This is a genomic window from Collinsella sp. CLA-JM-H32B (assembly GCF_040098065.1).
Lineage (GTDB): Bacteria > Actinomycetota > Coriobacteriia > Coriobacteriales > Coriobacteriaceae > Collinsella.
In genome coordinates, this window is sequence record NZ_JBBNNA010000014.1 from 42,870 (window position 1) to 56,225 (window position 13,356).

Sequence of the window (13,356 nt, forward strand, 5' to 3'; positions counted from 1 at the left end):
TAACCTGTCCCCATTGCGCCAATCACGAAACCGCCGATGTCATGGCAGCAGCAGCGAACGGCGACCAGAGCGAACAAATTGGCATGAAAAGAGGGCGGCATAGACCTTTTGGTCATGCCACCCTCTTTGAATGACAAGCTGTCACCCTGGCCGCCGCGCAGCGTCGACTAAGTTAGAGGCCGAGCATCGGCTCCAGGACAAAGAAGTACGCGAGCACTACGATGCCCAGTATGATGCGGTAAACACCGAAGCACTTAAAGTCGTGACGGCGGACGAAGCCCATAAGCCACTTGATGGCGATGAGCGACACCACAAAGGCGACGACGCAGCCCACGCCCAAGATGGCGATCTCGTTGGCGCCGAACGTGCCGCCCTTGATGAAGTACTTGACCAGCTTGAGCGCACTCGCGCCAAACATGACAGGGATGGCCAGGAAGAACGTAAACTTGGACGCCACCGAGCGCGTGCAGCCCAAAAGCAGGCCGCCGATGATGGTGGAGCCGGAGCGCGATGTGCCCGGAATCAGCGAAAGCACCTGGAAGCAACCGATACCCAGCGCGGTCTTCCAGCTCAGATCCTCGAGCGTAGTGATGGAGCCAAAGTCCAGGTTATCGTCATCGTCCTCATCCTCAGCGGTAGCCGCGGCGGGCGCCGCAAAGTGCGCACCGGCGGGACGTACACCCGACACCACAGCACGCGAACCAAACGAACCGGCAAGAGCGGCCTGGTCGCGCTTGCTCGCGCGCCAGTTCTCAATCACGATAAACAGCACGCCGTACACAATGAGCGCCAACGCCACGACGGGAGCATTGTAGAAATGCTCCTCCATCCAGTCGTTAAGCGGCAGACCGATCGCCGCGGCGGGAATGCAGCCGAGCACAATCTTGCCCCATAGCACCCAGGTGTCGCGACGGCCCTCCTTGCCCTTGCTGGGAGAAAACGGGTTGAGGTCGTAGAAGAACAAAACGCAGACGGCCAAAATGGCGCCAAGCTGAATCACGACCAGGAACATATTCCAGAACGTCTCGCTCACGTTCATCTTGACGAACTCGTCCACCAAGATCATGTGACCGGTCGACGAAACAGGCAGCCATTCGGTGATGCCCTCGACCAGGCCCATGAAGGCAGATTTTAGAAGCTCAATGATATCCAAAGGGACCCCCTCGTTAGACACCCGCCGATATTGTTCTGCGGACGGTGCGGGCGATGTCCCATTATCAACCGTTGGCGGCGCGCCTGCGCCTACCCTTACCAAAAAACTCGCCCGTTCACAGAATTGCGAGCGGTCAAACCCAAATCCTTGGGTATAACTGCAACAAGATAAAGTGTCCGGCGGCCACGCATCCGCGCCCGCCCGATGCACGAGCCCCACGCCCGTGCGATAGACCAAGGAGGAAACCATGAACGAGGGCTACACCAAGGTATTTGTTTCACTCGACGGTACTGAGCAGCAGGATTTTGTGCTCGCACGCGCCATCAAGGTCGCCGCGAACAACGGCGCCAAGCTGATTATCGGCCACGTTATCGATTCCACGGCACTCGAGAGCGCTGGTTCCTATCCGGTCGATCTGGTCAACGGACTGGAGGAGGCATTTAAGAACTCCATCGCCAAGCAGCTCGAAGAGGCCAAGGCCAATCCCGACATTCCCGAGGTCGAGGTCATGATTCGTACCGGCCGCATTCGTGAGACGCTCAAGGATGAGATGCTCGACGTGGTCAAGCCCGATCTGGTGCTCTGCGGCGCCCGCGGCCTGTCCTCAATTAAGTACGCGCTACTGGGCTCGATTTCAACGTTCCTGCTGCGCAATACGGACTGCGACATTTTGGTCGTGAAGTAGGTTCCTTCCCGCCGGCGCAAGGCCTGCGGGGTTATCACGCCGACGTCCTCGCCGCTTCGCGGCTGCGGGATGTCGGCTTAGATAACCCCTCCCGGCCTTGCGCCTTCGTCACCGTACTTCAGCGAGTTGGCTGATAAAAGATGGCGTGCCGCCCCGTTTGGGGCGGCACGCTTTGTTTGGGGCGGCACGTTTTTGTTATATGGCGATCCTGCTTAGACGAGCTTGCACTTCTGGAATGATCTTCTCGAACATTACCTCCGCCTCAGCAAAACCCTCTTCTTTGAGACCGCGCGCGGCGTCTCTTAGCGCGTCTGGAACCTCATTGCAGGTATCGGCAATCATTCCGGCAACAATTCCCCCGGGCAAACCCGCCCCGATCATATGGCTCATCACCGACCCGCGCGTTACGTCGTCAATCTTGCGGCTCCCTCCAAACGAGACGCCCATCTCGCGAACGAGACTGGGATAAACCGTTGTGCACAGCACGTCATAGAGCGGCGCCAACCTCACCTGCTTCCAACTTTCGTCCCACACGAACGACCAGTTCTTTAGATGGTTATCGCAGTTACCTACGGCATAGTCGAACAGCTGGTTATAGCCGACAAGGAACCTGTCCTCCATTTGATTCGTCGACGTCCTTCGCACCGCATCGACGATAAGCCCCAGGTAATTGACGCCCGTGGGCTCATATTTAAGCTCACGCGAAATGCCCTTGGCTTGACAAACATCTTCCTGGTGCAAACGGTATGGAATTGGCAATCCGTCAACCGAGCATCCAGCATCAGGCGTTACTCGGTCAAATCGCCTCACGGCGATAATTGGCTCGGCATCCTCAACTCGGATAAGAAAACACTCTTCGGCCGACAGGTCCATCAGAGAGGCGGCCCTCACGCACATCGCTTCGCACACTGTCTCGCCCGGGAACGTTTTCGATCCCGCCTTGAGAATGTGCGTAGATGGGGCCGCTCCATGAGGCAGGTACCATCCGCCACATGGATCATCGCCCGTATGGTAGAGACCGACCTTCGCCTGAGCACCTGCAAGGGAGATTCGACTCTCTAGCGCTAAATCAAAAGCAACCTCCGCCGGCGCGTATGCCAGCCCGCTTAGCTGTTCCTCACCTATCTCTTCATAGCCCATTTCGAGACTGTCGGCCGAAGGATCTCGCGTCAAAACCAGAGCGCCGACAGGTTCATCGCGGACTAAATCGAGCACCTTAAAGTAATCTCCGCGTTCCGCTCGCGCCCTTTTCTCAAGATCCCTGTTGAGCTGCCCCTCCGGAATGATGCCGGAGAAAAAGGAGCCCGTTGTGTCCGGACTAAATGTCTCGGCCGACAACGGCAGCGAGGTCGAAATCGGGGCCGCATCACCGCTCTGGAGATATTTGGGGCTATAGGTGAATATCGGAAGCCCCGCGTTTTCCTCCAATATGCCAACCAGCTGGTAAGACCCATTAAACTCACGGTGAACGAACAGCGTGCCATCCATTACTTCCCCCTCACCTTCAGAATAAAATCAATATCCACGATGGAGGCGTAATCGAAAATGACACCAATTTCGACCGTTGTCCGCCCCCGCTCGATATCACCAATCACACGAAGGCTGCGGCCCGTCATAGTCGCGACATCGCGTTGAGTCAAGCCAAGCTCACGCCTTCTGAGCCTAAGGGCTTTCCCCATCTCGGCGGGATCGAAAACCACGCGCTCCGAGAAAGCGACTTCCGACGGTTTGAGCTTGATGCGCCCATCCAGCTTTTTAATCGTTGTCACCGTTCTCATCATGCCTCCAGCTATATTCCTATTCGTGAACATAGTATAAAACCGTGGAACTATGTTCATGTACGGGAATATAGTGTTTGCTACATTAGCAATGTTCCCGTTCAGGAATATAGCTACCGAGAAGCCTGATATTTTCTTAGATGGGCAGATCCTGAACGGCTACGCCATACGGGCTGACTACTCAAAGTATTGGAACTTGTTCGTTGAAAAAGCGAACGTGACGACGAAGCCTTCGCCCGGCTCGGACGATGCGGTGACGTCGATGCCCATCTTGGAGCACAGACGCGCCACCAAGTAGAGGCCGATGCCCGTTGCGCGCTTGGTGGTGCGGCCGTTGTCGCCGGTAAAACCCTTCTCGAACACGCGCGGCAGGTCGGCCGCGCTCACGCCGCAGCCGTTGTCCGCGACGGTGAGTTCGATGCGCTCGCTTGCCAGGCCCTCGTCCAACAACGCGCCCGAAAACACGATCTTTGCGCCATCCTCGCGCGCATATTTAATGCTGTTCTGAATGAGCTGGCCCAGAATAAACTCGAGCCATTTCTCGTCGGTGAACACCTCGAAGTCGAGGTTCTCGCACACCGGCGCCACGTGCGCCGCAATGAGCTCGCGCGCGTTGGCTTTAATGGCACCCGTCACCAAGGTCTTAAGATCCCAGCGGCGAATCAGGTAGTCGCGCTCCACAACCTCCGAGCGCGCATAGTACAGCGCCTGGTCGATATAGCGCTCCACGCGGGCAAGCTCGCGTGCCAGGTCGTCCACGCGCGTCGGATCGTCTTCGCTGCCGTCCAGGTTTTCCAAGATCAGATGGGCAGCCGCCAAGGGCAGTTTGGCCTCGTGTACCCAGCTCTCGATATAGTCGCGATAGTCATCGGTCTGACGCCGGCCTTCGGCAACCTCGTCGCAAGCAGCTTTGCCCACCCGGCGCAAGACCTCGTACTCGAGCTCGCCCTCGGCATAGGTCGGGCATTGCACCATCTCCTGCACCCATGCGGGACTCTCGAGCTCCTCTGCCGCACGCTCAAGCTGACGCAGAAAACGACGACGGCGCGCGTACTCGATCACAATGCCGAGCATGCCAAAGACAAAGGACACGCCGACCGCCACGACCACGATGGAAACGGAAGCGCCGGCGACCGTCAGTACAAAGCAGCTCAGCAGCACGCCGCAGGTCCACACGGCGACGGGAAGCAGCGCGTCTTTGAAGAATTTGGCAAACGACATACCTGGCACCTAGACCGAATAGCCCTGGCCGCGGTGCGTCGTCAGATACCCCTTGATGCCGATTTTTTCGAGCGTGGCGCGCAGGCGGTTGATGTTGACGGTAAGCGTGTTGTCGTCCACGAAGGCATCGGAGTCCCACAGGTCCTGCATGATGGCCGATCGCGAGACGATCTTGCCCGCGCGACCCAAGAGCAGCGAAAGGATACGCAGCTCGTTTTTGGTGAGCTCGGTGCCGGTACCAGTTGCCGTGTTGGTGACCGTGGAGCGAGCGAGGTCGAGTTCCAGTCCCTTGTGGACGAGCGTGCTGCGCTCACCGGCAGCCGTGGTGCGGCGCAGCAGGGCATTGATACGAGCCACGAGCACGCGCGCGCTGTAGGGCTTGGGCACAAAGTCGTCCGCGCCGAGCGTCATGGCCATGACCTCGTCGATCTCGGTCGAGCGCGAGGTAAGCACGATGATGGGGACCTCGGATTCGCGACGGACCTCGTGGCAGATATGCTGGCCGTCCTTGACGGGAAGCGTGAGGTCGAGCAGCACCAGGTCGGGCGCGGCAGCAAGGATATCGCGCGAGACATGTTCGAACGATTCGCAGGCCTCGACCTCAAAACCAGCACGGGCAAGGATGTCGGCAAGTTCGCGACGGATAGGCTCGTCGTCCTCAACGACATAGATTAGCGCCATGGATTCCGCTCCCCTCTTGGTTGTCTTGTCCCATTATGACCGCGAAGCCGCAGGTACGCACCTCACGCGGCACCAAGGTGACAGAACTGTTCGCAAACGAAAGCGCTTGGCTCGTCCCTCGCTCGCAACGGGCGCGAGAATCAAATGATTATATAATCCCCGTCCCAGAAAAATCATTTAGCGGCGGGCACGGAGCTTTTCGTAGCCGTCGGCAAAGAAGGCGACCGTGGCGGCGTCGGCCTCCGCGGCGTCCGTCTCGGTTGCGGGAACCACGCCGTGCTCGTCACTCACCAGGAACAGGGCACCCTTGAGCTGTGCGGGAATGTCTACGCGCGTGACCGGGATGTTCTTGGTCTGAGCCAACTGCTCAATAAGGGTCGCCGTGCCACACAGGCACTCGTCCGCCGGTGCCACAAAGGCCAGCTCACCGTTGTTGACGGCGGCGAGCAGCTCGGGTGCCACGCCGGTCTCGTCAGCCTCGGAGCGGGCCTCGGCGGAGCGGGCACGCAGCGCCTTGGCCGACGTATCGGCCAGCGGCTCGTACTCCCCCACCGTCATGGCGGCGTTGCCGTTAACGTCAATCACCAGCATGAGTACGCCGTCGTGCGCGGTGTAATCGCCCTCGGCGAGCGACCACTCAACGTGTTGCTTGGCCCAGCTGAGCATGTTGTGGGTAAGCGGCTCGCCCTGCACCAGGCGCTCGGATAGCGCACGGATGTGGCGGTTGAGCATGGGCACCTTTTTGTTGGACATGCGCCAACGGCAGACAAGCGCGGGCTTGTCGAGCGTGAACTTCTCGACCGCCTCCTGATTGGCGCAAAAGTCCTCGTACGCACGCTGATCCTCGGCATTGCCAAACAGCTCGGCATCATCAATCTGGGGCATGGTCATACCTTTCGTGTTAGTCATTCCGTCCTCTTATACCAAAAAGACGGCCCTCCAAACGGAGCGACCGTCTTTTGCAGAGATTATTTTGTCCCAGGGCGGAACTTAGTGACGGAAATGCCTAGCCCCCGTGAAGACCATTGCGATGCCATGCTCGTTGCAGGCCTGGATGCTCTCGTCGTCGCGCTTGGAGCCGCCGGGCTGGATGATGCAGGTCACGCCGTGTGCAGCAAGCACGTCGACGTTGTCGCGGAACGGGAAGAACGCGTCGCTTGCGCAGGCAAAGCCGCCCTTCTCCACGCCCTCGCGCTCGCAGAAGTCCTCGGCACGCTCGCAGGCCAGCAGCGCAGAATCCACGCGGTTGGGCTGACCGGGACCCATGCCAATGCCGGCCTTGCCCTTGGAGACCAGGATGGCGTTGGACTTAACGCCCTTGCAGACCTTCCAGGCAAACTCGAGCTCGGCCATCTCGGCGTCGGTGGGCTTGCGGTCGGTGGGGAACGTAAAGGTCGCGGGGTCCTCGGTCACGTGGTCGACCTCCTGCACCAGCATGCCGCCGTCGACGGAGCGCAGCTCAACCTGGGCGCCGTGGTCCACGCCGCCGGTGGCCAGCACGCGCAGGTTGGGGCGCTTAGCCATGCGCTCGAGTGCCTCGGCGGTGTAGCTCGGGGCGATGATGACCTCGACGAACTGCTTGTTCTGGTCGGCGAAGTGCTCGACCAGCTCATAGGGAACCTCGCGGTTGCAGGCGATGATGCCGCCGAAAGCGCTCTTGGGATCGCAGGCGAAGGCGCGGTCGTAGGCAGCCGTAATATCCTCGGCAACGGCGGAACCGCAGGGGTTCTGGTGCTTGAGGATCACGCAGGCGGGCTCGTCGAACTCGCGGACCAGGTTCCAAGCGGCGTCGGCATCCAGATAGTTGTTGTAGCTGAGCGGCTTGCCCTGGATCTGCTCGGAGCCCACGAGCGGGAACTGCGAGCTCGCGGTGTTCTCGCAGCCCTCGGCAAAGCGATAGACCGTGGCCTTCTGCTGCGGGTTCTCGCCATAGCGCAGGTCGTCGACCTTCTCCAGCGAGATCTCGAGCTTGGCAGAGGTATCCGCCACGTCGCTTGCCTGGGCGGCGAGCCAACGGGAGATAGCCGTGTCGTAGGCGGCGGTGGTCTGGTAGACCTTCACCTGCAGGCGACGACGGGTGGAAAGCGTGGTGCAGCCACCGGTCTCGCGCATCTCGGCCAGGACGGCATCATAGTCGGCCGGGTCGGAAATGACGGTAACGCTCGCGGCGTTCTTAGCGGCAGAGCGCAGCATGGAGGGGCCACCGATGTCGATGTGCTCGATGGCATCCGCGAAGGTGACCTCGGGGTTGGCGACGGTCTTCTCGAACTCGTACAGGTTGACGACCACCAGGTCGATCAGCTTAATGCCGTGCTGAGCGGCCTCCTGCATGTGCTGCTCGGAATCGCGACGGGCAAGCAGCGCGCCGTGAACCTTGGGATGCAGCGTCTTGACGCGGCCGTCCATCATCTCGGGATAGCCCGTGAACTCCTCGATGGGGGTTACGGGAACGCCCGCGTCCTCGATGGCACGAGCCGTGCCGCCCGTAGAGATGATCTCGACGCCAAAGTCGTCAACCAGCGTCCGTGCGAAATCGACGACGCCCGTCTTATCGGTAACCGAGATCAACGCGCGTGCGATCTTCACATCAGATCCCATGCAGTCCTCCTGTCTGGTACGCCGCCGTGCTCTGTGAGTCGGTGATACGTCGATCTGCAGCGCTCGCGCAGCGGCATTGAAAATACTGATTCAATGTAGCGCATCGAGCGCGACGATGCACCCCGCAACGCACGGCTGTGCAGAAAAAGCTTCGAGCGGGGGTTGCAGGAGCGCCACTGGGCACGGTGAGTTCATGGAACACAGGGGCACCATAATTAGATGCCAATGGCGTGGTAGAACTGTGCTCGATATGCATCCGCAATAGAAAGAGGCACCATGGTCTCGCGGGTTCTCTACCGACCGTTTGATACCGAAGATTTCGACGCCATCGCGCTGATCCTGCAGCAGCTTTGGCACAACAACTCGGATAACGATGAGTACAACCGCCTCGAAGCCGCGTGCGACCTTGCCTACTGCCTTTCTTCCTCGACGTTTTCGCAGGTTGCCGTAATCGACGGTCAGGCGCGTGGCATTGCGCTCGCGCGTGCGGGACAGAGCTCCGGCGCCACCGTCAAGGAACATTGGATGGACACCGAACGCTCGTTGCTGTCGCAGATGCGCGAGCTGGAGCCTGAAGCTTGCGCCGAGTACCTCTCCTTTGTGCGCACCACCATTCGAACCAACAACCGCCTGCTCGAGAAAAGCCCGCTGCCGCATGACAACGAGGTCACGCTGCTTGCCGTGGATCGCGATGTCCACGGCCTGGGCGTTGGCACGGTGCTGCTCGACGCTGCAATCTCGCATCTGTCCTCGTGCGGGGCGACCAGCGCGCACCTGTACACCGACTCCAACTGCTCGTGGAAGTTCTACGAGTTGCACGGCTTTAAGCGCACGGCCACGCACCGAGCCAACCGCGAGGAACGCCGCCACGCCATGCCGCGCGAAAGCTTCCTCTACGAACTCGACCTAACAGTCTAAAACCCGGCAGTTAGGGACGTTCCTCTTGTGCCGGCACCCCGGGACACTCCTTGGCAGCAGCCGCACCTAGTCGTTGGGGACGTTCTTAAATGACTAGTCGTTGGGGACAGTCTTGATCAAAACGACCGACGAAGCCCTTCTTGAGGTCGCTATATAGGGGTTCACATATAGCTGTGGTCAAAAAACATCAAATATGAGTACTGTTACCTTTTTAGTGGCAGCGAAATTCGGCTTTTTCGGGTCTCTTAGACCTCTCGACGCGTTGGATGAACTAACGTATCTCCCCAAATGTACAATAAAATGGATTTCTAACGAGAAACAATCTCGTTAGGAGTCCATTTTTTAGTACAAGCAAATGTGACAATCTAGGCAACAGTACTCATATTTGGCATTTTTTGCCCACTGCCCCTTGCGCGAAGGTCCGCAGCGGAAAGTATGGCCCGTTTCGATGCACAAAAATGGGATGGATCTTCCCTGGCAACCGCCCAGAAAGGTCCACCCCAAAGCAAGCGCTCGCTAGAACGTTCCGCCGCCGCCTCCGCCGACGCCGCCTCCGCCGCCGCCCGAGAAGCCGCCGCCTCCGCCGTCGCTCGAGCTATCGGAACTCGAAGCCAGCTCACGGATGCTCTCGTGATACACATTGTTAAATGAATCGAGCGGCGAATCGATACCGTAATGATGGTAGTACCACCAGTAGCAGGGGTAATTGTCGTAGAAACCGTCGGCCTCGCGCACCTCGGGAGGAACAGCCTCGGCAAGCTGACGCAGGACTTCCTTCGAAACGCCCAGCGCCGCGCCCATCACCAGCAGCTTGTTCCACAGTACCAGATCGCCGGGGACGGCTTCCTTTAGGCGCGTGAAGTCCTCGAGCCAATGCTTAAGCGCCTTGCAGCGAGCCGCCACCTCGGCGCCCTCCGGCGTAAAGCGGCGGAACGTAAGGCCCACGCCAATACCCACCAGCACAATCGGCGCCGAGATAACCGCGGCGATAATGTTCACCTGCGCGCCGTCAGTAAAGAAAATGGATCCCACGGGAACAAAGGCGATCAGAATACCAAGAACCAGGCAAAACACCATTGCAACGATGCCGTCCGAGGCAACGTACTCGCTATCGGCCAGCTTGCCCTTAACGGTGTTCTGATAGTCCTCGAGCTTGTCCCCCACGGGCGTAGCGTGCTGTTTAACGTAGTGCTGCAGCTCGTCAAACGTGCGCGAGCGATCGCCGTTCTCGTCGGGCTTAGCACCGGCAAAGAAAACCTTGAGCACCATGTGGTCAATGCCCTTGGCCGATTTCCAGCCCGCATCACTCACCATCACGCGATACGTCTGCTCTTCTTTTTCGCGCTTCAGCAGACCCTTCTTGGCCTTGGTCACGGTCGCCTGCTCCAGCTTGATCACACGGTCGTCAGTGAGCTTCATGAGCGTAGCGATATATGCCTGATCGGGCACCTCGTTCCAGCTCATGAGGGCCGAAAGTACGGCGGGATGGTCGGCCGAAGGCACATCGCGGAAATATTCGTCCTGGAAAAGCGGCTTGGGCTTGCGGCGGCGCAGCTTGAGCACAACGATTGTGCCGGTAAATGCCACCGCCGCGACAACACTTAGCGCGGCAAGTGCATTGGCAATCATGCGAGCGTGAGCGCGGCGGGCGTTAGCTTCGTCGGCCCACGCCTTCTCCTCGCTCAGGATTGTCGGCATGCGCTCCTCACTTGAAGCGGAAAGCCATGGCACCCAGTCGCTGGGGAAGGCGATGCGCGCCTCGGCGAATTCGCCCTGATGCACGCAGGGAATGGTATAGGTGACCATGGGTTCATCCGCATCGAGTGACACGTCGCCCGTCAGCGGACCGTGACCCCATGCGCGGAAGTTATCGCCCTTGACGGCCGCCGTCCCGGCAGCGGCATTTGCGAAGTACACTTCCATCTCGACATCGTCGGAATCCGCGGACCAGCCGTCACCCACGAACTTCCAGTAGAGCTCGGCGGTATCGGCCCAGTTCATGACCGCACCGGTCATGGTGTAGCTCACGTAATAGATCGCGCTATCGCCGCTCTCGTGGGGGCTGAACACCTTAATCCTTACGCCGTCACCGGTCTGCTCGACCGTGTAGACGCCAGAGTCGCCCTTGTTCGCGCTATCGACTTTGTTAAACGCGGTGTCCTCTTCCTCGACACTCAGCACGTCGACGCCCGCCGTGCCGCCCTGCTGGTTGGTGCCCGTATTGATCTCCCAAAACACGCCGTTGATGTCGTCGTCGAAATCGAACTGGCGTCCCTCGACAACGGTCAGCGATCCATCGGCCTCAACCGTGGCGCCGATGTAGGTTTGGCTCATGGAGTAGCCGTCGGCGTGTGCGGCGGCAGGCAGCAGCAACAACGCAAGCGCGACGAGTGCGCAGACGGAAGCGAATCGCGCGAATAGGCGGCGCTGCCGACAGGTCTTGGCAACGGGGGCGTTCATAGGCACATCCTTTGTCTGTGATACCAACAGCGTCATTGTCCCACGTTTACGGGCGCACATGACGAATATCTAGGCGACCGGAGCGCCAAATGGGACAAAAGTCACGCCCGCCGCCAGCAGCTAGTCATTGGGGACGTTCTTAAATGACTAGCCGTTAGGGACACTCTTTGGCATGGCATGCACCAACGATAGATACCATTTCACAGCTCCGTCACAGGTGTAGTGGCTTTGTGTGGGCGCGGCATGCGCTGATTGAGCCGCCAGCCGAGGGGCATAAAGCAGTTGAGCGAAAACGGTTTGCCCCTTTGCCGTTCGCTCGAGGATCATGTCCCCCTTTTCCGCGGAAACCCCGGCAGTTGCGAAGAGCTGCCGGGGTTTCTGTCGTCTAAGGCGCCGAATTGATGGACAGGAATCAAAGCGCCGAGTCTGCGGCCCGCCATACGCAATGCGGGGCTTCGACAACTTGCGGACCACAGTGACGTCTCCCCATCGCGCCCCGCGCTATACTCGTCCGCATGGATATCAAAGCACGCAACATAGCAACGCCCGCCGCGGACGCGCCAACGACGCCGGCCGCCTCTGCCCCCGCGCCCGTCGTGGGCCGTTTTGCCCCGTCGCCCTCGGGCCGCATGCACCTGGGCAACGTGTTCAGTTGCCTGTGCGCGTGGCTTTCGGCCCGCAGCCAGGGCGGCCGCATCGTACTGCGCATCGAGGACCTGGACGATCGCTGCAAGCGCCCGGAACTTGCCGCTCAACTGATTGACGACCTGGCCTGGCTGGGGCTTGAGTGGGACGAAGGTCCCTACTACCAGCACGATCGCCTGGACTTGTACGAGGACGCCCTGCACCAGCTGCAAGACGCCGGCCTCACCTACCCCTGCTTTTGCACGCGCGCCGAACTCCACGCCGCGAGCGCGCCGCACGCCAGCGACGGCACGCCCATCTATCGCGGCTCCTGCCGAGGGCTTTCGGCCGAAGAGGTCGCCCGCCGCAGTGCCCTGCGCGCCCCGGCCACGCGCCTGCGCGTGCCCGCCGTCGACGACCTCGCAGACGATGTGATCGAATTCGTGGACCGCACGTACGGGGCCCAATGCGAAGCGCTCGCCACCGAATGCGGCGACTTTTTGGTGCGCCGCAGCGACGGCGTGTTTGCCTATCAGCTGGCCGTGGTGGTCGATGACGCCGCCATGGGTGTTACCGAGATCATACGCGGATGCGACCTGCTTGGCTCCACACCACGCCAGATCTACCTGCAGCATCTGCTGGGCCTTCCCACGCCGCACTACGCGCACATTCCGCTGCTCATGTCACCGGACGGCCGCCGCCTTTCCAAGCGCGACCGCGATCTGGACCTGGGCGAACTACGCGCCCGCTTTGGCACGCCCGAGGCACTACTGGGCTGGCTCGCCGGGCAAACAGGCATCGCGCCAGACACCACGCCGCGCTCTGCCGAGCAGCTGGTCGAGCACTTTAGCTGGAACGTCATCCGGGAGCATCGGGAAAACATCACTGTAACGGTCGAGTAGCCAGCCACCGCGCCTCTACGCAACATCCCAGGGCTGGAGTTCGTCGCCTAGGCGAACGATGCAGTCGTAGAGCACGGTGTGGCGCTCGGCCGGATTGGCATCCCGATGAAAATGTCCGTAGTACCAGCGCTTGTAATCCAAGCGGTCTTCCAGCTCATCGAAAAATGCCGTAAGCCGATCAACGGCGGGGTAATTCCAGCCGGGTGCCGGATAAAGCGTGGGCGAAAGCATACGCGTTGAGCAGGTGTGGGTGACCACGTAGTCGACCTTCCAGCCCGCGCTGTCGAGCTTTGCCCGCGTCTCCTCAAAGTTGCGCTCGTCCGGCAGCTCCTGCGG

11 protein-coding genes and 1 pseudogene are annotated in these 13,356 nt (G+C 60.1%); 3 read left to right on the top strand and 9 right to left on the bottom strand.

Annotated features, from left to right (window positions below):
• Positions 1 to 172: 172 nt before the first annotated feature.
• Positions 173 to 1,153 carry an undecaprenyl-diphosphate phosphatase gene (locus tag AAA138_RS08000; protein WP_349090346.1) on the bottom strand — a complete coding sequence of 327 codons (981 nt, stop codon included), beginning with the start codon at positions 1,151 to 1,153 and terminating at the stop codon, positions 173 to 175.
• Positions 1,154 to 1,400: 247 nt separating this feature from the next.
• Here AAA138_RS08000 and AAA138_RS08005 point away from each other — a divergent pair, with 247 nt between their 5' ends.
• Positions 1,401 to 1,838 carry a universal stress protein gene (locus AAA138_RS08005; RefSeq protein ID WP_349090347.1) on the top strand — a complete coding sequence of 146 codons (438 nt, stop codon included), beginning with the start codon at positions 1,401 to 1,403 and terminating at the stop codon, positions 1,836 to 1,838.
• A 195-nt stretch (positions 1,839 to 2,033) separates the two neighbouring features.
• Here AAA138_RS08005 and AAA138_RS08010 read toward each other — a convergent pair whose 3' ends face one another.
• The 6 genes from AAA138_RS08010 to purH form a co-directional block, all read right to left on the bottom strand.
• Positions 2,034 to 3,326, bottom strand: coding sequence for a HipA domain-containing protein (locus AAA138_RS08010; protein WP_349090348.1), 1,293 nt, complete (start codon positions 3,324 to 3,326; stop codon positions 2,034 to 2,036).
• Positions 3,326 to 3,616, bottom strand: coding sequence for a helix-turn-helix domain-containing protein (locus tag AAA138_RS08015; RefSeq protein WP_349090349.1), 291 nt, complete (start codon positions 3,614 to 3,616; stop codon positions 3,326 to 3,328). The genes AAA138_RS08010 and AAA138_RS08015 overlap by 1 nt, the downstream gene beginning before the upstream one ends.
• 177 nt (positions 3,617 to 3,793) lie before the next feature.
• The gene (locus tag AAA138_RS08020) at positions 3,794 to 4,837 is read right to left on the bottom strand and encodes a sensor histidine kinase (protein ID WP_349090350.1); all 1,044 of its coding nucleotides are present in this window, start codon (positions 4,835 to 4,837) and stop codon (positions 3,794 to 3,796) included.
• Positions 4,838 to 4,846: 9 nt separating this feature from the next.
• The gene (locus tag AAA138_RS08025; RefSeq protein WP_349090352.1) at positions 4,847 to 5,518 is read right to left on the bottom strand and encodes a response regulator transcription factor; all 672 of its coding nucleotides are present in this window, start codon (positions 5,516 to 5,518) and stop codon (positions 4,847 to 4,849) included.
• Positions 5,519 to 5,695: 177 nt separating this feature from the next.
• Positions 5,696 to 6,427 carry a hypothetical protein gene (locus AAA138_RS08030; RefSeq protein ID WP_349090354.1) on the bottom strand — a complete coding sequence of 244 codons (732 nt, stop codon included), beginning with the start codon at positions 6,425 to 6,427 and terminating at the stop codon, positions 5,696 to 5,698.
• Between the two features lie 81 nt (positions 6,428 to 6,508).
• Positions 6,509 to 8,116 carry a bifunctional phosphoribosylaminoimidazolecarboxamide formyltransferase/IMP cyclohydrolase gene (gene purH / locus AAA138_RS08035; RefSeq protein WP_161144557.1) on the bottom strand — a complete coding sequence of 536 codons (1,608 nt, stop codon included), beginning with the start codon at positions 8,114 to 8,116 and terminating at the stop codon, positions 6,509 to 6,511.
• Positions 8,117 to 8,392: 276 nt separating this feature from the next.
• Between purH and AAA138_RS08040 the strand changes: the two genes are divergently transcribed.
• Positions 8,393 to 9,034: a GNAT family N-acetyltransferase gene (locus tag AAA138_RS08040; RefSeq protein WP_349090355.1), complete on the top strand. Its 642-nt coding sequence runs from the start codon at positions 8,393 to 8,395 to the stop codon at positions 9,032 to 9,034.
• Positions 9,035 to 9,550: 516 nt separating this feature from the next.
• On the opposite strand, the gene AAA138_RS08045 is transcribed toward AAA138_RS08040, so the two are convergent.
• Complete coding sequence (locus AAA138_RS08045; RefSeq protein ID WP_349090357.1) at positions 9,551 to 11,494, bottom strand: DUF2207 domain-containing protein; 1,944 nt, start codon at positions 11,492 to 11,494, stop codon at positions 9,551 to 9,553.
• Between the two features lie 515 nt (positions 11,495 to 12,009).
• Here AAA138_RS08045 and gluQRS point away from each other — a divergent pair.
• Positions 12,010 to 13,020 (top strand): tRNA glutamyl-Q(34) synthetase GluQRS, encoded by a 1,011-nt coding sequence (gene gluQRS, locus AAA138_RS08050; RefSeq protein ID WP_349090359.1) that lies wholly within the window; start codon positions 12,010 to 12,012, stop codon positions 13,018 to 13,020.
• Positions 13,021 to 13,035: 15 nt separating this feature from the next.
• Here the strand turns inward: gluQRS and AAA138_RS08055 are convergent.
• Positions 13,036 to 13,356: pseudogene (locus tag AAA138_RS08055) on the bottom strand (metallophosphatase); the annotation flags it as partial.

Excerpts from the sequence above, each read along its gene's own strand:
- AAA138_RS08025 (WP_349090352.1), bottom strand. The coding sequence starts at position 5,518 with ATGGCGCTAATCTATGTCGTTGAGGACGACGAGCCTATCCGTCGCGAA.
- purH (WP_161144557.1), bottom strand. The coding sequence starts at position 8,116 with ATGGGATCTGATGTGAAGATCGCACGCGCGTTGATCTCGGTTACCGAT.
- AAA138_RS08020 (WP_349090350.1), bottom strand. The coding sequence starts at position 4,837 with ATGTCGTTTGCCAAATTCTTCAAAGACGCGCTGCTTCCCGTCGCCGTG.
- AAA138_RS08030 (WP_349090354.1), bottom strand. The coding sequence starts at position 6,427 with ATGACTAACACGAAAGGTATGACCATGCCCCAGATTGATGATGCCGAG.
- AAA138_RS08010 (WP_349090348.1), bottom strand. The coding sequence starts at position 3,326 with ATGGATGGCACGCTGTTCGTTCACCGTGAGTTTAATGGGTCTTACCAG.
- AAA138_RS08015 (WP_349090349.1), bottom strand. The coding sequence starts at position 3,616 with ATGAGAACGGTGACAACGATTAAAAAGCTGGATGGGCGCATCAAGCTC.
- AAA138_RS08040 (WP_349090355.1), top strand. The coding sequence starts at position 8,393 with ATGGTCTCGCGGGTTCTCTACCGACCGTTTGATACCGAAGATTTCGAC.
- AAA138_RS08005 (WP_349090347.1), top strand. The coding sequence starts at position 1,401 with ATGAACGAGGGCTACACCAAGGTATTTGTTTCACTCGACGGTACTGAG.
- AAA138_RS08045 (WP_349090357.1), bottom strand. The coding sequence starts at position 11,494 with ATGAACGCCCCCGTTGCCAAGACCTGTCGGCAGCGCCGCCTATTCGCG.
- gluQRS (WP_349090359.1), top strand. The coding sequence starts at position 12,010 with ATGGATATCAAAGCACGCAACATAGCAACGCCCGCCGCGGACGCGCCA.